24 protein-coding genes and 1 pseudogene are annotated in these 25,115 nt (G+C 58.4%); 16 read left to right on the top strand and 9 right to left on the bottom strand.

Features of this window, described 5'->3' with window-relative positions; translation table 11 throughout:
• Positions 1-437: 437 nt before the first annotated feature.
• A complete protein-coding gene (locus FBZ97_RS33630) occupies positions 438-704 on the bottom strand; it encodes a helix-turn-helix transcriptional regulator (protein WP_145324524.1) in 267 nt (88 codons plus the stop codon).
• Between the two features lie 218 nt (positions 705-922).
• Here FBZ97_RS33630 and FBZ97_RS33625 point away from each other — a divergent pair, with 218 nt between their 5' ends.
• Positions 923-1,282: a hypothetical protein gene (locus FBZ97_RS33625; RefSeq protein WP_145324522.1), complete on the top strand. Its 360-nt coding sequence runs from the start codon at positions 923-925 to the stop codon at positions 1,280-1,282.
• A 19-nt stretch (positions 1,283-1,301) separates the two neighbouring features.
• Here the strand turns inward: FBZ97_RS33625 and FBZ97_RS33620 are convergent, their stop codons facing one another.
• A complete protein-coding gene (locus FBZ97_RS33620; RefSeq protein ID WP_145324520.1) occupies positions 1,302-2,075 on the bottom strand; it encodes an SOS response-associated peptidase in 774 nt (257 codons plus the stop codon).
• Positions 2,076-2,365: 290 nt separating this feature from the next.
• Here FBZ97_RS33620 and FBZ97_RS33615 point away from each other — a divergent pair, with 290 nt between their 5' ends.
• From FBZ97_RS33615 to FBZ97_RS33605, 3 genes are read left to right on the top strand one after another with little or no spacing between them, the layout of a single operon-like run.
• The gene (locus FBZ97_RS33615) at positions 2,366-3,124 is read left to right on the top strand and encodes an ImuA family protein (RefSeq protein ID WP_145324532.1); all 759 of its coding nucleotides are present in this window, start codon (positions 2,366-2,368) and stop codon (positions 3,122-3,124) included.
• Entirely contained in the window at positions 3,039-4,553 is a 1,515-nt protein-coding gene (locus FBZ97_RS33610; RefSeq protein WP_145324518.1) for a DNA polymerase Y family protein, read from the top strand. Before FBZ97_RS33615 ends, FBZ97_RS33610 begins: the two co-directional genes overlap by 86 nt.
• Entirely contained in the window at positions 4,550-7,810 is a 3,261-nt protein-coding gene (locus tag FBZ97_RS33605) for an error-prone DNA polymerase (protein ID WP_145324516.1), read from the top strand. The genes FBZ97_RS33610 and FBZ97_RS33605 overlap by 4 nt, the downstream gene beginning before the upstream one ends.
• A gap of 106 nt (positions 7,811-7,916) precedes the next feature.
• On the opposite strand, the gene FBZ97_RS33600 is transcribed toward FBZ97_RS33605, so the two are convergent.
• The 3 genes from FBZ97_RS33600 to FBZ97_RS33590 all read right to left on the bottom strand — a co-directional run bounded on the left by FBZ97_RS33600 (position 7,917) and on the right by FBZ97_RS33590 (position 9,516).
• Positions 7,917-8,459: a CbrC family protein gene (locus FBZ97_RS33600; protein ID WP_145324514.1), complete on the bottom strand. Its 543-nt coding sequence runs from the start codon at positions 8,457-8,459 to the stop codon at positions 7,917-7,919.
• 258 nt (positions 8,460-8,717) lie between these two features.
• A complete protein-coding gene (locus tag FBZ97_RS33595; protein ID WP_145324512.1) occupies positions 8,718-9,305 on the bottom strand; it encodes a hypothetical protein in 588 nt (195 codons plus the stop codon).
• Positions 9,298-9,516: a hypothetical protein gene (locus FBZ97_RS33590; protein ID WP_145324510.1), complete on the bottom strand. Its 219-nt coding sequence runs from the start codon at positions 9,514-9,516 to the stop codon at positions 9,298-9,300. The genes FBZ97_RS33595 and FBZ97_RS33590 overlap by 8 nt, the downstream gene beginning before the upstream one ends.
• Positions 9,517-9,564: 48 nt before the next feature.
• Between FBZ97_RS33590 and FBZ97_RS33585 the strand changes: the two genes are divergently transcribed.
• Both FBZ97_RS33585 and FBZ97_RS33580 read left to right on the top strand, forming a co-directional pair.
• Positions 9,565-10,245: an SDR family NAD(P)-dependent oxidoreductase gene (locus FBZ97_RS33585; protein ID WP_246661945.1), complete on the top strand. Its 681-nt coding sequence runs from the start codon at positions 9,565-9,567 to the stop codon at positions 10,243-10,245.
• A gap of 225 nt (positions 10,246-10,470) precedes the next feature.
• On the top strand, positions 10,471-11,727 hold the full coding sequence (locus tag FBZ97_RS33580) for a sensor domain-containing diguanylate cyclase (protein WP_145324508.1): 1,257 nt from the start codon (positions 10,471-10,473) through the stop codon (positions 11,725-11,727).
• Between the two features lie 153 nt (positions 11,728-11,880).
• Here FBZ97_RS33580 and FBZ97_RS33575 read toward each other — a convergent pair whose 3' ends face one another.
• The gene (locus tag FBZ97_RS33575; protein WP_145324506.1) at positions 11,881-12,786 is read right to left on the bottom strand and encodes a LysR substrate-binding domain-containing protein; all 906 of its coding nucleotides are present in this window, start codon (positions 12,784-12,786) and stop codon (positions 11,881-11,883) included.
• Positions 12,787-12,827: 41 nt separating this feature from the next.
• Between FBZ97_RS33575 and FBZ97_RS33570 the strand changes: the two genes are divergently transcribed.
• From FBZ97_RS33570 to FBZ97_RS33550, 5 genes are all read left to right on the top strand, one after another.
• Entirely contained in the window at positions 12,828-14,162 is a 1,335-nt protein-coding gene (locus FBZ97_RS33570) for an MFS transporter (RefSeq protein ID WP_246661944.1), read from the top strand.
• 46 nt (positions 14,163-14,208) lie between these two features.
• Positions 14,209-14,943, top strand: a complete 735-nt coding sequence (locus FBZ97_RS33565) for a hypothetical protein (RefSeq protein WP_145324504.1) — start codon at positions 14,209-14,211, stop codon at positions 14,941-14,943.
• Positions 14,944-15,010: 67 nt separating this feature from the next.
• Complete coding sequence (gene folE, locus FBZ97_RS33560; protein ID WP_145324502.1) at positions 15,011-15,631, top strand: GTP cyclohydrolase I FolE; 621 nt, start codon at positions 15,011-15,013, stop codon at positions 15,629-15,631.
• A 4-nt stretch (positions 15,632-15,635) separates the two neighbouring features.
• On the top strand, positions 15,636-16,415 hold the full coding sequence (locus tag FBZ97_RS33555) for an SDR family oxidoreductase (RefSeq protein WP_145324501.1): 780 nt from the start codon (positions 15,636-15,638) through the stop codon (positions 16,413-16,415).
• A gap of 15 nt (positions 16,416-16,430) precedes the next feature.
• A complete protein-coding gene (locus tag FBZ97_RS33550; RefSeq protein WP_145324499.1) occupies positions 16,431-16,922 on the top strand; it encodes a DUF2165 domain-containing protein in 492 nt (163 codons plus the stop codon).
• A gap of 404 nt (positions 16,923-17,326) precedes the next feature.
• Here the strand turns inward: FBZ97_RS33550 and FBZ97_RS33540 are convergent, their stop codons facing one another.
• Entirely contained in the window at positions 17,327-18,340 is a 1,014-nt protein-coding gene (locus FBZ97_RS33540; RefSeq protein WP_246661943.1) for a LysR family transcriptional regulator, read from the bottom strand.
• 11 nt (positions 18,341-18,351) lie between these two features.
• Here FBZ97_RS33540 and FBZ97_RS33535 point away from each other — a divergent pair, with 11 nt between their 5' ends.
• Complete coding sequence (locus FBZ97_RS33535) at positions 18,352-19,707, top strand: hypothetical protein (protein WP_145324494.1); 1,356 nt, start codon at positions 18,352-18,354, stop codon at positions 19,705-19,707.
• Positions 19,708-19,801: 94 nt separating this feature from the next.
• Here the strand turns inward: FBZ97_RS33535 and FBZ97_RS33530 are convergent, their stop codons facing one another.
• On the bottom strand, positions 19,802-20,674 hold the full coding sequence (locus FBZ97_RS33530; RefSeq protein ID WP_113331674.1) for a LysR substrate-binding domain-containing protein: 873 nt from the start codon (positions 20,672-20,674) through the stop codon (positions 19,802-19,804).
• 94 nt (positions 20,675-20,768) lie between these two features.
• Here FBZ97_RS33530 and FBZ97_RS33525 point away from each other — a divergent pair, with 94 nt between their 5' ends.
• The 4 genes from FBZ97_RS33525 (at position 20,769) to FBZ97_RS33510 (ending at position 24,383) form a co-directional block, all read left to right on the top strand.
• Positions 20,769-21,851 (top strand): alpha/beta fold hydrolase, encoded by a 1,083-nt coding sequence (locus FBZ97_RS33525; RefSeq protein ID WP_197044241.1) that lies wholly within the window; start codon positions 20,769-20,771, stop codon positions 21,849-21,851.
• 130 nt (positions 21,852-21,981) lie between these two features.
• Positions 21,982-22,758, top strand: a complete 777-nt coding sequence (locus FBZ97_RS33520; protein WP_145324492.1) for an AraC family transcriptional regulator — start codon at positions 21,982-21,984, stop codon at positions 22,756-22,758.
• 159 nt (positions 22,759-22,917) lie between these two features.
• On the top strand, positions 22,918-23,865 hold the full coding sequence (locus FBZ97_RS33515; protein ID WP_186449598.1) for an alpha/beta hydrolase: 948 nt from the start codon (positions 22,918-22,920) through the stop codon (positions 23,863-23,865).
• A complete protein-coding gene (locus FBZ97_RS33510) occupies positions 23,862-24,383 on the top strand; it encodes a nuclear transport factor 2 family protein (protein ID WP_145324490.1) in 522 nt (173 codons plus the stop codon). The genes FBZ97_RS33515 and FBZ97_RS33510 overlap by 4 nt, the downstream gene beginning before the upstream one ends.
• A gap of 591 nt (positions 24,384-24,974) precedes the next feature.
• Here FBZ97_RS33510 and FBZ97_RS34980 read toward each other — a convergent pair.
• Positions 24,975-25,115: pseudogene (locus tag FBZ97_RS34980) on the bottom strand (LacI family transcriptional regulator); the annotation flags it as partial.

The following is a 25,115-nucleotide window of genomic DNA, read 5'->3' as shown; positions in this document are numbered from 1 at the left end:
GGCGATGATCCGGCCTGCCGGACGCGCAGGCTGGGTGCCGACGATTTGCGAACGGCCTGCGCATTCTCCGAAAACATGTCCAGCTGAGACGTCATTGCCCGTCCAATTAAAAGGATCACGTAAATTTAAGGCGCCGCTCGCCACTTGAGAAGCTTTCGGGCCTGTCCGGTGCCCGATACCCACCGATATTGAGCATAGAGGGCTAGGAGAGAACTCCGCTCAAACTGTGTGATCGTCTACTGACACGCACGGAGGTGGCGAAAGCTCTGCCTCGCTAGCGTGAGACAGAGCTGAGAGGTTTTGTGAACCTCATGCGAAACTTCGATTGGGGGCGCCAGTCTCGCACGATTCAGCCCTAAAACGGAGAGCTGACATTGACCTGAAGCGACCAAACCAAACCCGTGTTGGCCATACTTATGGCCGCACAGAAGTAAACGTCAGCGACGCGACGGCTTCCGTCCGCTCTTCAGCGGCTTCATTGTGATGACATCATCGGCCACAGGAACGAAGAACTCGGAAATATCGCAAGCCAGCGCTTCCGCAATCTTCTCGAGCGTCGTGACCGTCGGGTTCCTATTGCCGCGCTCGAGATAGCCCACATAGGCGCGCTCGACATTGGCCTCAAGCGCGAGGTTGTCCTGCGAGATCCCTCGCATAACCCGAATTCGCCTGAGATTCAGTGCCACTCGCTGCCGTGCATCCATGGCGGAAACACAACATTTGACAGTTGATAAAACCACGTATTATAGAACTATGAAAGATGATGCTGAACGAACCCTAGGTAGCAGGTTTGCCCCTACGGGCGTGGTAACCGGTCGCGGTGCATCCGTAATGTGCGATCCAGGGAACGGCATGGGTCCGGAAGCGGAGCCGTATCTCCTGGCTCTGAGAGATTGCCAAGCGATTGAAGCGCAGGAGCTATATGACGGTGGTGCCCGACGAAACGGCCGACTTGCTGATGGCCTTGCTCTTTGTCGTCAGAAAGATCGTAGACAGTGGAGCGCAAGGTAAGCGGCGTATAGCGAAGGCTTACCAGGATGCGCGTTCACTGGTCGCGACGATAGACCGTGATCGCGGTTCGGCTCGCCCGCGTATCGAGGCATGCCTGAAGCATTTTAACGCTCATAAGAACGCTGACGATGAAGCCGCGGCCGGCTGGATGCTGGCCGCGATAGAGGAGCGGGTCGGCGAGCGTGATCTCTATGGTTGGCGTCGGCTCAAGGAGATCGTGGACACAGCGGTGCAGGAACTGCTCCTGTCTGAACAGGCGCCGCTGCATTAAGCCATCGGAACATCGCTTGCTACTGCAAGGCTGATGGACTGACCAGATCACCCTCCTTGGTGACGATGGTCGACCCATAGGGCTCGCGGGCGATCACGGTGAGCGCATTCTCTGGCAATGGTCGGGCAAGATCCTTCGCCTCCTCCCACGGCGCCTTCATCCAGATGTCGGTCTCTTGCCTAGTCAGCAAGAGCACCGGCATGGCCTTATCGTGGATCGGCTTGACGAGATCGTTCGCATCGGTCGTCAGGAACCCATAGAGATCGTCAGTCGTGAAGCCATCCTTGACCTTGCGCACGGATGTCCATCGCGGAACATGGATGCCGGCGAAAAACATCAGCGGCTTGCTCTCATCGCGCGCGAACCAGGCGTTCGGCACATTGCCGCCTGCTTTCTGGCTTGCCGGATCCGGCTCGGCGAAGCTGGTGACGGGCACGAGGCAGCGGTTCTCGACACCGAACCAGCGCTTCCAGTGCGGAAGCTTGAGATTGCGGACGTTGGTGACACCGCGGTCGACCTGCTCGCGCACCAGCTGCTCGAAGTCGAACTCCTTGCCCTTGGCCCTGAGTTTTTCAGCCTTGACCTGTGCCAGCTTCTCAAGGGCAAAGCGCGGAGAGGGTAATCCCCAGCGCGCATGGACGAGCTGCTTGCCGCCGTCGGCGGTGTTGCGGACGATCGGCCCCATCTTGTCCGGGTTCATCTGATAGGCCGGCATCAGGTTGATCAGGCTCTCGGCGTCCTGAGCCCATTTGTTCACCCAGTCCTTGTCTTCCATGCGGTACAGGTTGCACATCGGGCGCTCCATCTCCCCTTGAAGCTGGGCACATGGTAGCCGACGAAGCGCCGGAACGCCAACCGGTGACTTTTTGGGCCGGCTTCGAAACTTTTTCGAAAGCGTCTTCGGTGCTCCCTCGAAGTCATGTCCATGATTCCCAATGCGAATCTTAAAGTTGACTAAAATAGAGGGATAATATTCCTATTTCGGGTTGCTTGACTCGCGAATCGAGATGGAACATTTAGTGAACAAATACACTTGACGACATTACGTCGATACCAACACGACCTTGCAAGGACCCGTGAATGATGACTGCTGCCCGCAATAGGGTGATATCCGATCTGAAGGATCGCATCGCGTTACTGGAAGGAAACGCGGGCAGGAAGAGCGGCTGTCTCGCTTTCGGTGTGCCTGAGATCGATGCCGTATTGCCGGGTGGTGGTCTCGCCTATGGCGCCGTGCACGAGTTCGCGGGCGGCGGGGCAGGGGTGGTCGATGGCGCGGCCGCGGCCCTCTTCGCCGCCGGGATCGCGGCGCGGACCAGGGGCAAGATCGTCTGGTGCCTGACACGGCCGGACCTGTTCTTTCCGGCGCTGGCGCAGGCAGGCCTCCATCCCGATCGCGTCGTCTTCGTCGAGGCCGACGCGCAAGAGGACGTTCTCGCCTCGATGGAAGAGGCCCTGGCCTTTGGCGGCCTCGGCGCCGTCGTCGGCGAGATCGTTCGGCTGCCAATGGTGGCCTCGCGCCGCCTGCAACTGGCGGCGGAAAAAACCGGAACCATGGGTCTCGTGGTCCGGCGCTGGCGGCGGCAGGTGGAAGCCTCGGATTTCGGGCAGCCGACGGCATCGACGACGCGATGGCGGGTGAGCGTGCTGCCATCGGAGGAATTGCCGGTTCCAAGCGTCGGGCGGCCGCGATGGCTGCTGGAGCTCATGAGAGTGAAGGCGGGTGAGTGCGCTGAGTTTATCGTGGGAGCGTGCGATGCCACGGGTCGTATCCATCTATCTGCCGGACCTGCCGATCGAGCGGATCAGGCGCATGGATCAAAAAGCAGAATTATCGCCTGACCGGCCGCTGGTGCTGATCGCGAGCTGCGGCTCCAGGCGCTGGATATCGGCGGCCGATGCGAAGGCCAGGCAAGCAGGCGTGCGCGTCGGCATGCCGGCGGCCAAGGCGCAAGCCATGGTGCATGGGTTGCGGTTCGCCGATTCCGACCCGGCGGCCGATGCGGAGGCGCTCGAGCGGATCGCGCTCTGGTCCCTCTCGCAATATTCCCCGATCGTCGCCGTCGACGGCACGGATGGCATCGTCATGGATACGGAGGGCGCCGATCACCTGCAGGGCGGCGAGCTGCCGATGCTGACCGGGATCGCCAACCGCTTCCGAGCGAGGGGGCTGACCGTCCATGCGGCGATCGCCGATACCTGGGGTGCCGCGCATGCCTGCGCCCGTGCAACCCATCGCGAGACCGTCATCATCCCGCCCGGAGAGATCGTCCGCGCCGTCGAACACCTGCCGATCTCGCAGCTGCGGCTATCGGCGGAGACTGTCACCAGCCTTCGCACGCTCGGCTTCAAAACCATCGGCGAATTGTCGGCGACGCCGCGCGCGCCACTGACGCTGCGTTTCGGCCCGGAGATCGGCAGGCGTCTCGACCAGATGTTCGGCCGCGTCGCCGAGCCGATCGATCCCATCCGGGCGCCGGAATGGATCGAAGTCAGACGCGTCTTCGCCGAACCCATCGGCGCTCCAGAGACGATCGACAAGTATGTCGGCCGCCTCATCGTCAAACTGATCGGGGAATTGCAGCGCAGGGGGCTCGGTGTTCGGCGCACCGACCTCATCGTCGAAAAGGTCGATGGCAGCAGGCAGGCGATCCGCGCGGGGACAGCCAAGCCGGCACGCGATGTCGCTTGGCTCACCAAGCTCTTCCGGGACCGACGGGAAACAATCGAGCCCGGCTTCGGCATCGAGAAGCTGACACTGGTGGCCGTCATGACTGAACCCCTTGCTGAAGAGCAGCGCTCGTCTCTGGTCGATGAGAAAGATCAGGACATCACGCCGTTGATCGACACCTTCGGCAATCGGGGGCAGCGCGTCTATCGCATCGCGCCCGTCGCATCCGACGTACCCGAACGCAGCATCCGGCGGATTGCGGCGGCAGCCGAAGACGTCGCGGAGACCTGGGTGCATCACTGGCCGCGTCCCGTGCGGCTGCTGGCCCGGCCGGAGCCGATCGACGTCATCGCGCTTCTGCCTGATCATCCGCCTGTCTCCGTCACCTGGCGCGGTAAACGCCGACGAGTCAGACGCGCCGATGGGCCGGAGCGCATATTCGGGGAGTGGTGGACCAGGAGTTCCGAATTCGATGCGGTCCGGGATTATTTCGTGATCGAGGACGAGTTCGGCGAGCGCCTGTGGATCTTTCGTTCCGGCGATGGCGTCGATGCTGCCACCGGCTCGCATCGCTGGTTCGTGCACGGGATCTTCGCATGAGCTACGCCGAACTGCAGGTCACCACCCATTTTTCCTTCCTGCGCGGGGCGTCATCGGCCGATGAGCTGTTCCGGACAGCCAAGGAACTTGGCATCAGCGCGCTCGGGATCGTCGACCGCAATTCGCTGGCCGGGATCGTCCGGGCGCTCGAAGCCTCGCGGGCAACGGGACTGCGGCTTGTCGTCGGCTGTCGCCTCGATCTGGCCGACGGCATGTCGATTCTCGTCTATCCCACCGATCGTGCCGCCTATTCTCGCCTGACCCGGCTTCTGACGCTCGGCAAGAGCCGCGGCGGCAAGGGCAACTGCATCCTGCATCTGGAAGATGTCGCGCTCTATGCCGAGGGCCTCATCGGTATTCTCGTGCCCGACCTTGCCGACGAGACCTGTGCCATCCAGCTCAGGAAGATGGCGGAGATTTTTGGCGATCGTGCCTATCTGTCGCTCTGCCTGAGACGACGGCCGAACGATCAGCTGCGGCTGCATGAACTGTCCCATCTCGCGGCTCGCTTCAAGGTGAAGACAGTCGTCACCAACGACGTCCTCTTCCATGAGCCGTCACGCCGGCAGCTGCAGGATATCGTCACCTGCATTCGCAACGTCTCCACGATCGATGATATCGGCTTTGAGCGGGAGAGGCACGCAGACCGTTTTCTCAAGCCGCCGGAGGAGATGGAGCGGCTATTCCCTCGTTATCCCGAAGCGCTCGCCCGCACGCTGGAGATCGTCGAGCGCTGCAAGTTCTCGCTGGACGAGCTCACCTATCAATATCCGGAGGAGGCGATCGTTCCCGGCAAGAACGCTCAACAATCTCTCGAGCATTATGTCTGGGAGTGCATTCCCAACCGCTATCCGGAAGGGCTGCCGCCATCGGTGCTGAAGGTGGTCAGGCACGAGCTCGACCTTATCCGCGCCATGAACTACGCCCCCTATTTCCTGACGGTATTCTCGATCGTGCGCCATGCCCGCGGCCAGGGCATTTTATGCCAGGGCCGGGGATCGGCGGCCAATTCCGCCGTCTGCTATATCCTCGGCATCACCTCGATCGATCCCGAGACCAACAATCTGCTCTTCGAACGCTTCGTTTCCCAGGAGCGCGACGAGCCGCCCGATATCGATGTCGATTTCGAGCACGAGCGGCGCGAGGAGGTGATCCAATGGATCTACAGGACCTATGGCCATGACAAGGCCGCCCTTTGCGCGACTGTCACGCGCTACCGCGCCAAGGGGGCGATCCGCGATGTCGGCAAGGCGCTTGGGCTGCCGGAGGACGTGATCAAGGCGCTATCAGCGGGCATGTGGTCGTGGTCGGAGGAACTTGTGACCGAACGTGGCCTGCGAGAGCTCAACCTCAATCCGGACGATCGCAGGCTTGCCTTGACCCTGAAGCTGGCACAGCAGCTGATGGGCGCGCCGCGCCATCTCGGCCAGCATCCGGGTGGTTTCGTCCTGACCCATGATCGTCTCGACGATCTCGTGCCGATCGAGCCAGCGACCATGGCTGACCGGCAGGTGATCGAATGGGACAAGGACGACGTCGAAGCGCTAAAATTCATGAAGGTCGACGTGCTGGCGCTCGGCATGCTCACCTGCATGAGCAAGGCTTTTGCCTTGATCCGGGACCACAAGCATCTGGATCTCGATCTGGCTCAAATCCCCCAGGAGGATCCGGCGACCTATGCGATGATCCGCAAGGCCGATACGCTCGGCACCTTCCAGATTGAAAGCCGGGCGCAGATGTCCATGCTCCCCAGGATGAAGCCACGGACCTTCTATGATCTCGTCATCCAGGTGGCGATCGTCCGGCCCGGCCCGATCCAGGGAGATATGGTCCATCCGTACCTGCGCCGGCGCGAGGGCAAGGAAAAGGTCGAGTATCCCACACCGGAACTGGAGGCCGTTCTCGGCAAGACGCTTGGGGTGCCGCTCTTCCAGGAGAGCGCCATGAAGGTGGCAATGGTCTGCGCCGGCTTTACCGGTGGCGAGGCCGATCAGCTGCGCAAATCCATGGCGACCTTCAAGTTCACCGGCGGTGTCTCGAAGTTCAAGGACAAGCTTGTCTCCGGCATGGTCAGGAACGGCTATACGCCGGAATTCGCCGAAAAGACCTTTTCGCAGCTCGAAGGCTTTGGCTCCTATGGTTTTCCAGAGAGCCATGCCGCCAGCTTCGCCCTCATCGCCTATGCCTCATCTTATGTGAAACGCCACTATCCCGACGCCTTCTGCGCGGCCCTCCTGAACTCTCAACCCATGGGCTTTTACGCTCCGGCCCAGATTGTCGGTGACGCCCGCAAGCATGGCGTCGAGGTCAAGCCGGTCTGCGTCAACAGCTCACGCTGGGACTGCACTCTGGAGCCGGTCGAGGGCGGCGACCGTCATGCCGTCCGCCTTGGCATGCGCATGGTCCATGGTCTTGCCCAGGTCGATGCGGCCTGCATCATCGCCGCCCGCGCCGACCAAGCGTTTTCGAGCGTCGATGATCTCTGGCGGCGATCGGGCGTGCCGGCGGCGGTCCTGGTCGAACTCGCCGAGGCGGATGCCTTTCTGTCTTCGCTCAAACTCCAGCGCCGTGACGTGCTCTGGGCGATCAAGGCGCTGCGCGACGAGCCCTTGCCGCTGTTTGCCGCGGCGGCCGAGCGCGAGCAAAGGACGATCGCCGAGCAGCAGGAGCCGGAGGTCCACCTTCGCCAGATGACGGAAGGCCATAACGTCATCCAGGACTATAGCCACACGGGGCTGACCCTTCGCCAGCATCCGCTCGCCTTCCTGCGCGAGGATCTGACCGTCCGCGACATCGTCACCTGCGAGGAGGCGATGTCGGCCCGTGACGGCCGCTGGCTGATGACCGCAGGTCTCGTGCTCGTCCGCCAGAAACCGGGTTCCGCCAAGGGCGTCATGTTCCTCACCATTGAGGATGAAACAGGACCCGCCAATGTCGTCGTCTGGCCGACACTGTTCGAACGACGCCGGCGCATCGTGCTTGGATCCTCGATGATGGCGATCAACGGCCGCATCCAGCGGGAAGGGGAGGTGGTGCATCTCGTCGCCCAGCAGCTCTTCGATCTCACCAGCGATCTCTCCGGCCTTGCCGATCTCGATGAGGCCTTCAGGCTGCCGACGGGGCGCGGCGACGAGTTCGCCCATGGGACGCCGGGCAGCCCGGATCCGCGGGAGAGGGCGATAATGAAGGCACGGGAGATCTATGTGCCTGATTTGCATATAGATACGTTGAAGGTGAAGAGCCGGAATTTTCAGTGAAGAGAACCGCTTTCAGCCCAAGCGGCACCGCAGGGGCCGATCGCCTATGCTTTCGTCGGCGCAGGCTATCATCGAATACTACCCACAATCACCGCACGCTCGTATCTCAGGTCATATCAGCATATGCGCGATATTCACCCGATTGCCTGTCCCTGAAAAGATAAACGGCCGGCTGGCCTCCTCGGGTGATTTCCGCCAAGTTGAAGTCTTCAGGGAAGTGCCACTCGTCGAGCGCCTGGCGGCAGGCCGCTATCTTTGCGTCATTCGCTTCGGCCAGCAAAGCGGCTCCATCGATTTCGCCAACGAACACCATGGCATCCGTCTCGGAAAAAAGCCATTGATTGCCTTGCCAGCTTTCAAATCCCGGCGTCCTATTGCACACCGTTTCGATTATCTGCTTCGGGACGCCCTTCGGTATGGAAACGGCGTCGTTGAACGAAGCATCCCACTTCCGTTCCGCCTCGCCGCTATGAATACACCATGGGCACACGTACGGAATGTCCTCTTTGCAGTATATTGGACCGCGGTACATGAAGCCGCGGTCTCTCCCGCAGCATGGGCATGTGGCGTGCGTGGCCACGACACAGCCGTGCGCGATTGGATCGAGAAAATACTCGAAGTGAGGAAGATCCTCTTCGGCTATTGCCATTGGTGAGTCCGAGGTCCTATTTCAAAGAAGACGGGTCGAGAGCGAAGTTGCTTGTCAGGGCAACTCCTATTCGATCAATGACAAGACCCTGATCTTGTTGCAAGCATCAGAATTGCAAGACCATCCGCAATATCTAGCGGCGGTAAAATATTCCTATAATCCGCAGGAGCCGGCGCAAAGGATGATCGGCTGCCTGAGGCATCCTTTACGGCCGGGATAGCTCCAGAAAAATCTACGCCGATGCACTTTCCTATCGGATCAGGCGACCTTAGCGGCAAGCATTTCGTTGATACAATCTTCGTTGCGCGCTTCCAGCTCCTGCATCGGAAAGGCCCGGATGAACATGCGGATCGTCTCATCGAGATCGGCACCGGATTGCGACCAGCCGGGACCGCAATTGACCTGTTGGCCGGCGAGATCCTCGACTTGGAACAGGCCGCAAGTTTCGCCTGCCTCGTCATCAACAGCAAGGTCGAGCGTACCGAAATTTCGGTGTTCGTCATTCCAGTAAACCGAAATCCTGAGAAACCGAATGCCCGACCGATTTCCGATCTCCGTCAATAGCAAGCCATGAACCTCGTCCGTCGCAAGCGGCTTCGGCTCATCCCAGCAAAGCTCCTCGTCCAAGGTCGGGTAGTCCATGACGTTCTTCAGCAGGTCACGCATTCGGGCGAGATGACGCAGCATGTCAGGCGACTTGCCACGGAAGCCGGGCCGGTCGTCTCTGAGCGTATCGAAGGCATGCCGGTTCAAATGACTGACGAAGTCATACAGCGCCTGCGCGTCGTCCTGGCTTATGGTGAGAACACCGTCTCTCGGCCGCGGATCTCTTGAATATTCAAACATCGTTTCCTCCTTCACTTTCAAAACGCGGAACCCAGCCGCAGGTAAAGCCGACGCTCATTCCAGCCTCACTAAGTGCCAGCTGTCCTCGAACGAACCGCAATTCAGCGAGCAGAGCCCCGATCGTCGCGCGGGCATCGCCTTCGAATAAGTCGAGCACGGATGTCACCTGATCAAGCTGCGGTTCATCTGTCTGAGCGGCTACGGCTGTCATGGAGCGATACGTCTCCCTAACCCACCTGCTGCCAGGGGAGTTTCGATTATGTTCATCGATATGGAATTGCACGGCCGGTTTTCGTTCTGGCAATTTGTTCTTATTATGTTCTCATTTTGGGTGGAGTCAAGACCACCTCCTGTATGGTCGATAGCGAACAGCCTGGCGGCGCGGGCGCAAAAGTCTTGTAGTTCGCCATTCTTCGAGTGCCTGACTGATGACGTCGAGATCAATCTGCGTGGTACATTCAACACGTGCCGTACGACCGCCCCTACAATGTTGGCGCTGGGCAGCGGCCGGATCGTAAACCTCGTCGGTGGCGGAACGGGCAACAGCTTTCCTCACGGCTCTGGCTACGCGTCCAGCAAAACCGCCATCATGCGTCTCACGGAGTGTCTGAACGACACAACGATCCGCCACGGGGTGCGCGCCTTTGCCGTCGATCCCGGTCTTGTTCGGACTGCAATGACCCAACTGCAGCTATCGTCGGAGGCAGGGAGAGCCTACCTGCCAGGGATCCAAAAGCTTTTTGACGATGGTGTCAACATCGAACCGTCGCGGGCTGCGCTCTTGATTGCCGATACCGCCGTTGGGCATTTCGATGCTCTCGCCGGCCGTCTCCTGCGCGGTGTCGATGATCGGGATGGGCTCGCAGAGGAGATGGACGCCATAGTCGCGGCAGACGGCAGAGCCTTGCGTTTTAGCACCGTCGAACAAGCTAAGCTGTAAAGCGGTTGGAGATGAGGCTCTCGCGAGAGCGACGATGATATCAATCTTCCAATATACCAGACGCCGATCTGCCTCAGGCTGCGGCCGGGTTCTGTTCGCCGGGCTCGGTTGTAGGTGTATCGAAAGTGGCATCTGCTGCTTTAGGCTTCATTAATCGCACTGTTTGCAAGGGCGTTGCTCTTCCTTAAGATCCGACTCGTACGATGGACGAATGGAGGAAGAGGCATGACTGCATCGCGGGCGTTCGGCAGATCATCTGCAGATATGGTCGAGCGGGAGGAGGCGCGGCTTGCAGCACTCGAGCAGCTCGACATGCTCGACACGCCAAGGGATCCTGGCTTCGACCGGATCGTGCGTCTCATCAAGCAGATCTTCCACGTTGACATCGGTATCGTCTCCTTCATCGACGCCCATCGGCAATGGTACAAGGCCTGCTCGGGGCTCACGCCAGATGAGATGCCCCGCCAGGACACCTTCTGCCAGCACGTCGTCGCAGCCGAAGATGCCATTGTCGTCCAAGACGCGACGAAGGATCCGCGGTTCTCGCACTATTCGGCGGTGACCGGCGAAGCTCATGTCCGCTTCTATGTTGGAGTGCCGCTGAAGACGGCGGAAGGGCATGTTGTGGGAACCGTCTGCGCCATCGATCGCCGTCCGCGCTCCTTCAGTGGCCGTGATCTGACCATCCTCGATGAACTCGCCGGTGCGGCGATGGATCGGGTGTCGCTTCTTCGTGCCGCATCGACCGACAGCCTGACCGGAGCCATGACCCGACGCGCGTTCAAGGAGGAGGCCGACCGGCTGATCTCGCTCTCCATCCGCCACCGCCACGACTTGTCTTGCCTCGTGCTCGACGTCGACCGCTTCAAGCAGGTGAACGATACTCATGGACATGCCGCAGGCGACGAGGTCCTGAGGGCAGTCGCCTCCGCCTGCAGATCGGTGCTACGGGCAGGGGACCTGTTCAGCCGTCAGGGTGGCGAGGAATTTGCGATCCTGCTCCCGCACGTCGACCTTCAAGGGGCTCTTGCGACGGCGGAGAGGCTCAGAGAGCTCGTGCAATCCCTGTCAATCGAACTGCCTCAAGGCACGCTCCAGGTCACCGCGAGCTTCGGCATAGCCTCACTTTCCATTGTCGCGAAGGATGTCGAGACGCTTCTGGCTCAAGCGGACGCTGCCATGTATCAAGCCAAGCAGACAGGCAGGAACAAATGCCTTGCCTGGGGACAAGCCAATGGGGCGGCCCAGATCGGGCAGCGCCGGCGGGTGCTGAAGGCAGGATCCATCATCTTCAACGACCGGCGTTCGACAATCGACTGCACGGTCAAGACGATTGGGCCCGACGGTGCTTGCCTGTCGGTCTCCAGTTCCACTGGCATACCGGCTGAGTTCGTCCTTGCGATCCCAGGTGACGGATTCCAGACTAGGTGCAGGATCATCGCACAGGATCGTCAGAGTGTGGAAGTCGCTTTCGCCGGCTGAGAAAGAACCATCTCGTTTGCCGGAAACCAAAACCGCGTAACGGGCAATGGGAATTACGTGCCTAAGGTTCGATTCCCATCAAGAGCAAGAAAACTCGCCTATTCGATAGATATCGTGTTGTCGGTTTGGATGCCAATCCACTACTATACCAAACTAAGTCAACTCCGGTCTGCTGGCTATTTCACCGAGAAGCCAGTTTCTAAATGCCTGGATGCGGGACTTTTGCGCGTCTTGCATCCGTGTAACAAAATAATAGGAAAGAGGGGTTCCCAGCGATGCCGCGATGGGGATTCTTACGAGGCCCGAACTGATAGCTTCTTCGGCATAGATATCGCGCACCAGGGCCAATCCCTGCGAAGCCACTGCCGCCTTTATCATAAGCGAATCGTCGGAGAAGCTCGACCCGCGCGCAGCTCGGCCCGCCGCATCATTGATCCCATGAGCGCGAAACCATCTTGGCCAATCCACGCGATCCCGATCTTGCAAAAGTGGGTGGGCAAGACAATCGGCGGGAGTCTGTACTAAGGGATGGTTCCTCAAAAATTCAGGGCTGGCGACGACGATTAGCTGCGGTGTTAAGAGTTGCGTGACCGACATGCCGGGATAGTTTCCACTTCCATGGCGGATCGCTATGTCGAATGGCTCATGACGCAAGTCAACCAAGGCGACTGAGCTGTCTACTTTTACCTCGATGTCGGGATAGAGTTTTGAAAACCTGCCTAGCCGAGGAACAAGCCAGGAGGATGCGAAAGACGGTACGGTCGTAACGACGAGCGTGTTGCGCCTCGGCTTGCGGTGATCGAAGTCTTCAACAGCGTCCTGGATCTGTTGGAAAGGCATATTGAGTGCCTCCATCAAGCGTGCTCCCTCCGCCGTCAAATGCAGATCCTTGCTGGCCCGCTCAAATAGCGTAGCACCGAGGCGCTCCTCCACGATCTTGATTTGTTGGCTTACGGCGCCGGGAGTAACGCCTAAATTTCGCGCAGCATCCTTCATGCTTCCGCTGCGCGCGACTTCGACGAATGTTCGGAGAGAAACCAATGAAATCTGTAGCCCCATGGGCGGGAGTTTAGCAAAACTAATTTCACCTGCAAGAGAACTTGTTTGCTCACCGCAACCATTTCGTGCATCTCTTTGCCCATCGCAAACCAAATCTCGAAATGATGTTTTGCGTATCCGAGCTGCCCGGCCAACTGGGCAAAAGCTCGGCTGCGCGGCAGACAGGGCAGGCGTCGGAAATGAATTATCCCGCAGGATCACTGGAAATTTCGCCGACGCAGGCGCTGAGTCGTAGCTTGCTTGTCGCACTTTCGACGGCGGCCGGACTTTCAGTCGCCAACAGCTATTATAATCAGCCTATGTTGAGCCGGCTGTCGAGCGATTTCGGCCTGGCCGCGGCAACCGTGGCGCTGGTGCCAGTCCTGACTCAATTCGGCAATGCAATCGGCGTCCTGTTCATTGCACCTTTGGGTGATCGCATTGAGCGCAAGCTCCTCATCTTGGTCACCATAACAGCCCTTGTCCTTGCGCTGATCAGCGCTGCGCTAGCAAACTCATTTGAGTGGCTCGTGATAGCAAGCTTCTTTGTGGGTCTTTTCGCAACCGTCGCGCAACAATTGGTGCCGCTTTCCGTGCATATCGCACCGGCGAAGATGAAGGGGCAGGTGCTCGGGACAGTCACCGGCGGAATCTTGATCGGCATATTACTGTCCAGAGTGCTGAGTGGATTCGTTACGGACCTGTGGGATTGGCATATAATGTTCTGGGTCGCAGCGTTGCTGATGACCCTGATTGGCATTGCGCTGGCGTTGATGCTGCCGCGGGTTGTCCCAACGACTCATGTTAGCTATTTCAATCTTATCGCATCGTTGTGGAGCTTGTTACGCACACACGCGCTTCTGCGCCGTGCCATTGTCATTCAAGCACTGATTTTCGCTGCCTTCCTTGGTTTCTGGTCGAACCTGGCTATGCATCTTGCTCAGGAACCCTTTCACCTGGGTTCGTCTTGGGTGGGACTGGTTGCGCTGGTCGGTGCCGGCGGGGCGATCGCAGCACCCGTCGCCGGCCGATTTGCCGACAGGCGAGGGCCTGAGGCTGTGATCGCGCTCGGAGCGGCCATGGTCGTGGCGGCTTTCGTGTCCTTCATCGCCATACAGGGATCGATCGCCGCGTTGATTATTGGCGTGATCGTCATGGATCTCGGCGTGCAGTCCTCCCAAGTTGCCAACCAGGCACGGGTCTATGCGCTGGACCCAACCGCACGCAGCCGCCTCAATACGATCTTCATGGCAACGATGCTCCTCGGCGGCTCGTTGGGTGCCGGCGCTGCAGGCCTCGCCTTTTCTAAGTTTGGATGGACCGGAAGCTGTGTCTTTGGGGCGCTATCCGCCGGAACCGCACTTCTCATCGCGCTGATCAAGCCATCCACACACTGAGTGGGCAACCAAATCCCATTATTTTGAGAGAGGAAGGAGAAAACCCATGAACATTTCTGTTGCGTCGCCCTTGGCAAAAGAAAATTTTGAACCGTTGACGAAGGCGGATCGTATCAAGACAGTCCTGAGCATGGTCGACGAAAACGAATACGAGACCGTTGTTTCCAAGCTTACGGCCTTGTTCGATCTTGAGCTTAACTTCGGCAAGGTCCACAATTTCGGAATTAAAACGGTTATCAAGAGTCGCGTGTTTGATTTCTCGGACGGAATATCATTGCCTTCCCGTCTGTTCATGATTCTGCATACGCTCGGCCACTACTACTTCATATCGCGCGCCGACAAGATGGGTATCGATCGGTACAAGTACATCTACGACACCTTCGAGAACACCAACCTGCACGTGTACGAACAGGCGGACGCCAAGGCGGTTCAAGAGGCACGCATCGTAACGGATAAAGTCAGACGCGATCGAACCGAGTTCGAGATCAGGGCCAATGATTTTGCCGCAGACCTGCTGCGAGCGATCGGCCATCCTCATCTCATTCCGCTCATCAAGCTCTACGAGCCTGCCGACGTCAACTATATCCTTGACGTAACAGAGGGCGGCAAGGATGCGATCGTTCCGACGGATTTCGACTACCTCGATCGATATGTTTGCACGAACCAATCAGTGGTCGAGGAAGAAAACGTGGAGCGGATCTACTGGCCCAGCGTTTTCAGCATCGGTTCTATTGATTGGCCGCTTCTCGCCAAATCAAAGCTCGAAATCCACTTTTTCTGACGCGTGATCGGCGGTTGGAAGCCGGCATATTTGTCGGCTTTTGCCGCGGGCAAAACGGGAGGGCCCGATGAATCTTGACTTAGCACAATCTTTGAAAGGCATACCGTCCGCGCAGTCTGCTCAGCTCGAAGCGCGATCGGCCATAGCGGGGGCGGTAAAGCAGATCCTTGCCGCGGCGGGAGAGGATCCAGAACGCGAAGGGCTTCGCGATACTCCGGTCCGCGTCGCGAAGATGTTCGAGGAACTCTTCTCCGGCCTCAATGAAGATCCTCGCGACCATCTTCAAACGCAATTTAGCGATGATCAGTATGAGGATATGGTCATCGTGAAAGACATTCGCTTCTACTCTGTCTGCGAGCATCATCTCGTTCCATTCTTTGGCAAGGCGCACGTTGCCTACATACCGAGCGGCGGGCGTTTGACGGGTCTCAGCAAAATCGCGCGGGTTGTTCAGTCGGTTGCAAGGCGGCCGCAGCTTCAGGAGCGACTGAACTCGCAGATTGTCGATGCCATGTGGGACGCGCTGCAGCCAAAGGGCGTGCTCGCTATCGTCGAGGCGGAACATATGTGCATGGCGATGCGTGGTATTCGTTCGCCCGACAGCAAAACGCTGACGGTCGTATCACGTGGCTCGCTGGAGACAGATCCCACCTTGCGAGCCGAAACCTTCAAGCTGTTACGCGGGTGAAGGCATGGAGCGGCCGCAATCTATCACATCCAGGCCGGTGGCGCTTGTCACCGGCGGGGCGGTCCGGATCGGCCGCGCAATCACAGAGAGGCTTGCCGCCGACGGTTACGCAGTCGCCATCCATGTGCGCAGGAGAAACGAAGCTGCATGCGCATTGGCAGGGCGTATCAATGAGGAGGGTGGTCGCGCCGAACTTGTAGAAGGTGATCTCGCCGATCACTCGATAGTGGAAACACTTTTAACGCAAGCTTCCGAGAAACTGGGCGCCGTGACGCTTCTCGTCAATAATGCATCCAAATTCGATGCTGATGAGGCCATATCTCTCGATCAGGCTTTATGGGACGAACACTTTGCAATCAATCTTCGCGCGCCCGCGTTTTTGATGCGAGACCTGGCCCGGCAGTTGCCGCCAGGCGGTGTTGGTGCGGTTGTGAATGTCATTGATCAACGCGTCTGGAAGTTAACCCCTCAGTTTGCATCATATACGCTTGCAAAAGCCGCCCTCTGGACCGCAACGAAGACCTTTGCGCAGGCGTTGGCGCCGCGGATAAGGGTAAATGCCGTGGGGCCAGGCCCTACTCTTAGCAATGTGAGGCAAAGCGACGATGATTTCGCACGCCAATCGGGCGCGGTTCCCCTTGGCCGCGGGAGCTCCCCTGATCAGGTTGCCGAAACTGTTGCTTATTTAGCGAGGGCCGAGAGCATTACCGGCCAGATGATCGCAGTCGATGGCGGACAGCACCTTGCCTGGCAGACGCCCGACGTGATCGGCATTTCAGAATAAAAAGCGGAGAGAACTATGAATATTGCACGCTTGTCGAAGGCGTTTCTCGTCCTTTTGATCGGACTCTTCGGCGTGCTGGTCGCGTCGAACAACATTTTTGACTATCAATCGAATTTCAATTTTATCCAACATGTCATGCTCATGGACACGACATTTCCAGGAAACGACTTGATGTGGCGCGCAATTTCGTTGCCGTCTGTACACCATGCAGCCTATTGGCTCATCATTGCTGGCGAAATGCTGACGGGGATACTCTGTGTTTGGGGCGCAATTGAGCTCGTGAGGGCATCCAATCGCCCTAGCGAGATTTTCTCAAAGGCGAAGCGAACGGCAACCTTGGGACTGACGCTTGGAATCTTCGTCTGGTTCTTCGGTTTCATGACGGTCGCTGCTGAATGGTTTCTGATGTGGCAATCACAACAGTGGAACGGTGTTCAAGCCGCGTTTCGATTTATCGTTTGTATTGCCTTGGTCCTGATTTACTTAAATCAACAAGACTCGGATTGAGGTTTGCACCCTCGTCTCATTTGAACTGAACGAGTCGAGGATGTCTGTCTTTAGCACTGTCTGAGTACTAACGGATGCAATTTTCAATTTGAACAAATCGAGGTGCAACAGGGTCTGATTGTAGTGCGAAGCCGCCATGATTTCTAGCGTCGGTCCGGCTATGATAGCAACTAAGCTCCTTCAACAACGCGAGGCGACGGTTCGTGTCTCTTCAAGAGTAAAACGAACTATTTTCGCCCCCTGAACCGATCGAATGCCGTCAGGCGCTGAACCGGTGGATCGGCATCTGGTCATCGATAGATCTCGGTTCGCCGGAAGCTAAGCTCCAACGACATGGAAACTCGAGCGCTCACTAGGGGTAAATCAGCCAGAAAGTCTGGTGGAGGAATCTGTGCAGCGGACTTCTACCTTGCAACGTTTTCACCGGTATATTGAGCAACGATGTCGAGAAAGCGAAGCGCCGGCGATGAAAGGTCTGGCGATAACCAGGCGGCGGCAATTGGCAAATCCGGCGGTTCCGGCTTGATCGAACGGAACATGACGCCCGGTCGCCCGACCGCGGCGATGCCTTCGGTGACGAAACCCACGCCTACGCCTGCTGCGACAAGACCTACGAGCGTCGTCATCGGTGTGACTTCCTGGACGATAGGCGGGCTGACCCCCTGGTTCTGGAAGAGCGCTATGATGCGATCGTAGATGTTAGGCCCGATCGCGCGCGGTGCAATCAGCAACGGTTCTTTGTCCAGATCGTGCACTGTGAGGATGTCCCGATCCGCCAATCGGTGGGACGCCGGCAATGCAAGCTTGAGCTTTTGGCTTGGCAGGGTACGGATGGTCAATTCTGGCGCGGTGATCGGCGGATGCAATATTCCCAGATCGATCGTGCCGGCCGCTAAGGCATGCTCCAGCGCGGGTGAATTCATTTCGGCGAGTTCGACCGCAATCTCCGGATATTGGTTACGGAACAGACGCACTGCTTCGGGCAGCACGCCGTAGAAGGCTATAACGGTGAAGCCGAGCCGCAGCCTTCCGATCTCGCCCTGAACGGCTCGTAGCGCTCTTGTTTTCGCCAGGTTTGCGCTTGCCACGGCTGCGCGTGCGGGATCAAGAAATGCGGCTCCCGCCGCCGTTAGCGCGACGCGACGGCGATCGCGCGCGAACAAGGCCGTACCGATTTCCTCCTCCAGCACGCGTATGCGTTGGCTGAGCGCGGGCTGGGTAAGGTTCAGCCGCTCCGCGGCTTTGCGAAAATGAAGGTCTTCGGCGACAGCGACAAAGCAGGCGAGTGAGCGAATATCCATTCGGTATTGATGCGGTTTTATAATCACAGAGTCCAGTATTCCGATTGGATTCAAATCAGCTTTGCAATCATTATCCATCGAGACTGGTCGGCTGAAGTGTGGCCGCGCGACCCGCAAAGGAATGGAAAATGCGTTTGAAGATCTTGATCGGTTCCCTCACTGTCTCGCTGGGTTGCACCGCTTCCCTGAATGCGGTCGCAATGGAGGTGCCGGATCTTTTACGTCGCATTTCGGCGGGCACCATCGCTGCCATCTCGGACGGAGATTTCGTCGGACAAACCTATGCGACAGGCCTGCTCGCTCCGGCCGATGCCAATTATCGCGACCTGCTGACGGTTCTCTCGATCGTGGACGATCGCATCGTCACCGGAACACTGTCGGTCTCTAACTCCGTTACCGCTGCTCCGGAAATTCTCGCGCTCAGCCGTGACGGGCGTACAGCCTTTGTAACCGAGCGGCTCGGCGAGCGCCGGAACGATGACGCAACGGTGCGCGACTTGCCGCCCGGAAATCGGCTGTTTGCCATTGATCTTGCTGATAAGGCCAATCCACGTCTTGCTGACACGGCTGATGTCGCGGCCTTTCCGGAGGCACTTGCTGTCAATCCTGATGGCGAGCATGTGGCTGTCGTCTCGAACACGGAGGAGGGGAGCTTCGTGCAGATCGTTCGCTATGCAAATGGGCGCTTCGGCGAGGCGAGCCGCTTTGATCTTGCGCGGCTGGGCATCACAGGCGATGCCGCCAAACCGCGCGGTGGAGTTACCGCAACCAACGTTCAATGGCATCCCTCCGGCCGCTTTCTCGCCATCAACATCAACAGCCAGAACCGCATCGCCTTCTTCGAAGTGACGGAGGCGGGGGATAGGTCTGCGCTGCGGCCATGGGGTGACCCGGTGGAAGTTGGCGCCGATCCGTTTGTTGGACGGTTCACGCCGGATGGCCGCTTCTATATCACCTCGGATTGGGGCAGGAACCTCGCCGCGACTGATTTGGCCGGTCGCGTTCCCGATAAGCGGTCTTCGATCAGCATCGTCAAGCTGGCGGATTTGTCAGAATCCCCGTCGGTCGCCCGTCATGAACGGATTGGAGTTGCAACGACGGATGTCGCGGCCGAAGGGCTCGCCGTCAGCCCTGACGGAAAACTCGTCGCCACCGTCAACATGCGCGGTACGGCCTTTCCGCGCGGATCTCCCCGGTTTCAGCGCGAGGCTACGGTGACGTTGCTCACAATCGATACGCAGACGGGAGCTATTTCCAAAATTGCCGATTATTTCCTCGAAGGCGTGCTGCCGGAGGGTGGGGCTTTTGATCTTACAGGCGATCATTTCCTCGCGACGGTGTTCCAGGGGCATGATCGCGCTTCGCCGGACGCCGGCGCGGGTCTTGAGGTCTTTCGCGTGGTGAAGGGCGAGCATCCGGCTCTGGAGCGGCTCGGTCGAATTCCGTTGCCACATGGTGTTCATCACGTCGATTTGGCACCATGAACTTGGCAGATAAAGAGCATTGAGCCAACTATTTATCCATCAGCTCTTCCCTCTTGGGCAAGGCTGGAGATGGTGCGTCTGCTAAACCAAGCTTCTACTGTTCGGTGAAGATTTGCCATACACCGCGGACAATGGGAGCTTGGGGTCTGGGCCTCGCGATCATGCAGATCGACAACGTCGGCAGCATGACATCCGTAATCTCGGCGTAGCGAACACCTTGAAAGGTGATGCGTTGAATTGACCGCGGGAGCAAGGCCGCGCCCAACCCTGCGGATACGAGGGAGAGCATGGTTAGCGCGCGGTTCGCTTCCTGGACGATCCGGACATGGAGGCCGGCGCGGTTAAAGCTATCCATGATACGGGCATGAAGCACTGGTCCCTGGGTCGCGGGGAAAAGGATCAATCCAAGTGCTGCGACCTGCGCCAGGCTCACTCCTCCGCTTCCCCCATCATCCGGCAGGACGGCGACGCTTGCCTCACTTGGAAATTCCACGATATCCAGCCGCTCGCCGGTACCTAGTGGTGGATGGACGAACCCGATGTCGATGGCCCCCTGCTTTAATGCTTCCAGTTGATCGTTCGTCGAAAGCTCAAAAAGTTCGGGTTGAACATCTGGATGGGTTTGTCTCAGACGTGACAGGCGTAGGGGCAAATGCTCGTATAGTGCCGCCGAGACAAAGCCAATCCTGATTACCCCCGCAGTGCCGTTCCCGGCTGATTTGGCAAGCGCGGATGCCGCATCAGCGTGTCGGATGGAGGATCTGGCCTCACCAAGAAAGGCCGTTCCAGCCCGGGTCAATGCAAGACGTCGGTTTGACCTATCAAATAGCCGTACGCCAAGCTCCCTTTCCAGTCGGGCGATTGATTGGCTCAGCGGAGGCTGCTCCATGCCGAGCCGTTGGGCCGCGCGGCCCATGTGCAGCTCTTCGGCAACAGCGAGGAAGTGGCGAAGATGGCGAAGTTCCATATCGCCATAATATCAAAGTGCGTCGAACACATCATGGATTTGTTCGCCGCACGTGAGCAATCTTGTTCAAGTACGGAAACAAAAGGAAAGAACGATGATCGACGTATCCATGCTTGCGCTTGCCGGCAGCCTCATCCTTGCGGCGCAAGGAGCGATTGCAGCCGAGCCAGCATTTGTTAGGACTGACCGCTTTATTGATCTACCCTCCGACGAACGTCTCTTTGTCCGGGAGGTTCGCGGTCGCAACACGCCTCCGGCTGCGGAACAATCCGCGGTTCTCCTCGTCCATGGTGCGCGGGTTCCGGGTATCGCGTCCTTTGATCTTCCGGTTCCGGGTGGTTCTCTCGCCGTCGATTTGGCTGCCGCCGGACATGTCGTTTATGTTCTTGATTTACGAGGGTACGGTGCCTCGAGCCGCCCAGCTGCGATGGATGAGGACCCTTCCGGCTCCGCACCCCTGATACGCACCGACGACGCGGTTGCCGACATAGCAGCAGCAGTGGACGCCATTCGCGGCTGGAGCGGAAACAACCCGATCAGTATCGTAGGCTGGGCAACGGGAGGCCATTGGGCCGGTGCCTTCGCCGCAAGGTATCCCGAGGCGGTTGCGCGGCTCGTGCTTTACAATACCCTCTACGATGGCACGGCAGAACACGAAACGCTCGGTCGTGGTTCTCCTTTGGAGGATCCCCTCAGACCCGGAAGCTTCAATGCCTCCGCATTCGGCGGCTACAGATTCAATACGCGCGACAGCCTCTTCTCGGCATGGAACAACAGCATCCCCATCGCCGACAAGAACTTGTGGCGGGACGAGCGTGTGGCCCGGGCCTATGGCGACGCAGCACTGGTGTCCGACGCTTCATCGACCAGTCGCGAGCCGCCAAGTTTCCGATCCCCGAGTGGAGCGCTTGCCGATAGCTTCGAGGTTATCACCGGCAAAACACAGTGGTCTGCTTCGGCACTTGTCATGCCGGTGCTTGTTATTCGCTCCGAAAAGGATTTCTGGAGCCGCCCGCAGGATGCGGAGGCGCTTGCCAAGGAAGCGCCCGAGGCCGAGCTCGTGACAATCCCCGACGCTACACACTTCGTCCATCTTGATCGTGACGACGCCGGCAGAGCGGTATTTCTCTCAGCCTTGACGCGCTTTCTCGATCCATCGCAATCTCGTCCCAAGTAGGTCAAATGAGATGGCAGTTCGTATCACCCGTGGCGGATTTTTCGCAGACGCATCGCATTCGCACGTACAGGCATGGGCTGTATTCATGCCATGTATTCTATCCATTTTCGGAAGGTGTATGATCTGAAACATGAAAGATGGTGACAGTGTTTCTCTCACTGCGCGAAGAATGGATGTTCCGCCGGGCGGCGGCGCATTTGAGTTGCCGCGCTTGGCGATTGGGGTTTTTCTCGTTCCCCAACCGACGCACAGAGTCGCTGTATCCTCGGATCGCAAGCGCCACGTGCCGTTGGAAGCAAACGAGGGATGGATATTGCCCTCCGGCTCCACAGGGCTCTGTGAATATGATGACCCACTCTCCTATCTTTTTGTCGAATTTGCTGACGCATCGTTGAGCGAAATCGGGTTCGACCCGGCTTGTGGGTTCAACCCGATTGTCGGCCCGCTCGACCCGTTATTGGTACAGCTTGTGCGGCAGGTTGCGTCCGGGCTCGACAATGTGTCTCTCCTCTATCGTGAAACAATGCAACTCGCCTTAGCTGCCCAGCTGAGCTTCGTGCTTGGGCAAGGAAAATCGACGCCTGTTTCGGTCGACGATAGACGACTGCGTCGGGCCGCGACCTATATCCATGACCATCTCGCCGCTGACCTTTCGTTGGAGGTGCTGGCGGCGCAGGCGGCGATTAGCCGATATCACTTCGTGCGCGCATTCAAGGCGTCCTTTGGCCTGCCGCCATATCAATACATTATCCTGCAGCGCATGGAGCGCGCCAAGCTGCTGCTGCGCACCACAAGCATTTCGGTTGCGGAGGTTGCTTTCAGGGTCGGCTATGACGACGTTTCCCGTTTCGGCCGACACTTTATACGGTATTCAGGATCCAGTCCTTCGGTGTTTCGGCGTCTCTAGCCAAGCTTTGCCGAGGAGACGCAGGTACCGCAACATTTACCTATCATCCGCCAAGATTCGCGCCTGCGCATAATCGCCATTCCCGTCATGTTCTGGCACCCGAACAATGGAGGAGAGGCTATGTTAAGACGAGGACTGGCGTCGTTAGCGATATTCATCATGCTATCGACTTCCGTGGCTTTTGCCGCTGTCCAGACGAGACGCGTGACCTTTGAAAATGAAGGAGATATCCTCGTCGGCACGCTCTACACTCCGGCCGGTCGGCCGATCGAGGAGCGGCTTCCTGGCGTCATTGTCACGGGCGCTTGGACATCGATCAAGGAGCAGATGTCGGGCCGCTATGCCAGGGAAATGGCTGAGCGGGGTTTTGCAGCTCTCGCATTCGACTTTCGCGGCTGGGGTCAATCCGGTGGGCGCGTACGGTTCAAGGAGGAGCCATCGGCCAAGACCTCCGATGTCCTTGCCGCCGCGGTTTTCATGACGACCTTGCCCGAGGTCGATTCTGCACGGATTTTCGGGCTCGCGATCTGCGCATCCGCTGGATACATGGCTGCGGCAGCATCCGTTAGCAGCAATATCGTCAGCGTGGGACTGGTAGCGCCTTGGCTGCAAGATGCCGAGATCACGCGGCAGGTCTACGGCGGTGAAGACGGCGTGGCTGGCTTAATCGAGATCTCCCGAAAAGCGGAGGCCTCCGAAGCGAGCGGAAAGCCGCGGGTCATCATCGCCGCCAGTTCGACGGACCGAAGCGCGCTGATGTTCAAGATACCGTATTATACGGAAACGGATCGCGGGCTTATTCCCGAATATGACAACAGGTTTAATCTTGCGTCATGGGAACCGTGGCTGACATACGACTCGGTGGCAATCGCCGAACGGCTTCACAAGCCAACGCTGATCGTGCACTCCGAAGCAGCAGCGGTGCCTGAGGGTGCGCACGCTTTTCTTGACCGTCTGCCCGCGCAATCGTCCGAGCTGTGGCTGGATGGCGTCAGCCAGTTCGATTTTTACGATCGGCCTGCGCCCGTCACCGCTGCGGCTGATGCCGTTGCGAAACATTTTAAGCGTTTTCGCGGCGCTGTAGCGGCCATGGGGAGACTGCCATGAAAACGACAATGCTGGTCATGGTGGCCATGATGTGGGTATTGGGGGCAGTTTCGGCGAAGGCCGAGAATATCGCCATCGAAGATCGATTGGCGATCATCGATGTGATCACGAATATAGCCGCAGGGGCTGACCGGCACCAATGGGACCGCGTCCGCAACGCTTTCGCTGACGAAGTTGTCCTTGATTATACAAGCCTGTGGGGCGGAAAGCCGTCAACTCTCTCGGGAGACGAGGTGATTGCCTCGTGGTCTGGTTTCCTTCCGGGTTTTGATCGAACGTTGCATCTTGTGACCAATCATACGATCGTCGCGAAGGACGATGATCGGGCGGTCGCTGAAGCCGATTTTCAGGCAACACATCGCATCGGCAACGCAATATGGCAATTGATGGGCCACTATCACTATGAACTCACTAGAATAGGCAGCGTGTGGAAAGTCACATCGCTAACTATGACCTATACGCACGAGACCGGTGATCGCGGTCTGGTCGAGCAGGCGGGTCGAAGACAGCAGCACTAATCATCGAGCAAGGCAACCGCTCCAGCTCGGTTGTTCGGCTTCAGACTAAGGATGTATGAACATGTAGCGGCGGGCACCAGCCGCTGCCAAACATTCGTGTCGTGGAATTTTCCGACGGTAACATGCAAAGCGGTCGCCGGTACGATCTCCCGGAAGCCTTCGGTGATCGCCCATTAAATCAAGTCGTTTCGATTAAGAAGCTCCCTAATGACGAACATGCGCTTCTTTCGCAGGAGTTTGAGGAAGGTGCTCTAACCTGCCATTTTTGAGCATGAAAAGATCGGTCCGCTGATTATCACTGAATAGTGCAGCAAGTAGCCGAATTTGGGCTCATATCCCATCACATTAACGGATCACGATCACGGATCGTGATCATTGAAAAGTGGCGTCCCAGTCAAGCGCGAGACGACTGCCTCGCGCCCTCAAGTGGTCGTCAAGGCCCCTTGGGGACATCCAAACGTAGACCCGGGCCATGACGATTATTCCGACTTCAATGCATGGGTTCGACTCCCGTTAGCCCCCGCCGGTCTGCCGAACATGCCAATTATACCAACGGCTTGGCGCCACATGCCACCGACTTCCCTCAAGAGCTTAGAGAATAACGGATCGCGTCGACTTCCTGGGTATGAGCGTTGGGGCCGATACCCGAATACGGTCATCTGGCGATATTGCGTCGCTTCCCAATAAATCGAGCGCATTCGCAGCAATCTGCTCGAAGGGCACCCGCAGGGT

The sequence above is a fragment of the Rhizobium sp. ERR 942 genome, assembly GCF_007828395.1.
Lineage (GTDB): Bacteria > Pseudomonadota > Alphaproteobacteria > Rhizobiales > Rhizobiaceae > Rhizobium > Rhizobium dioscoreae.
The sequence above is the reverse complement of the archived record's forward strand: the minus strand, read 5'-3'. Positions and strand labels throughout refer to the sequence as shown.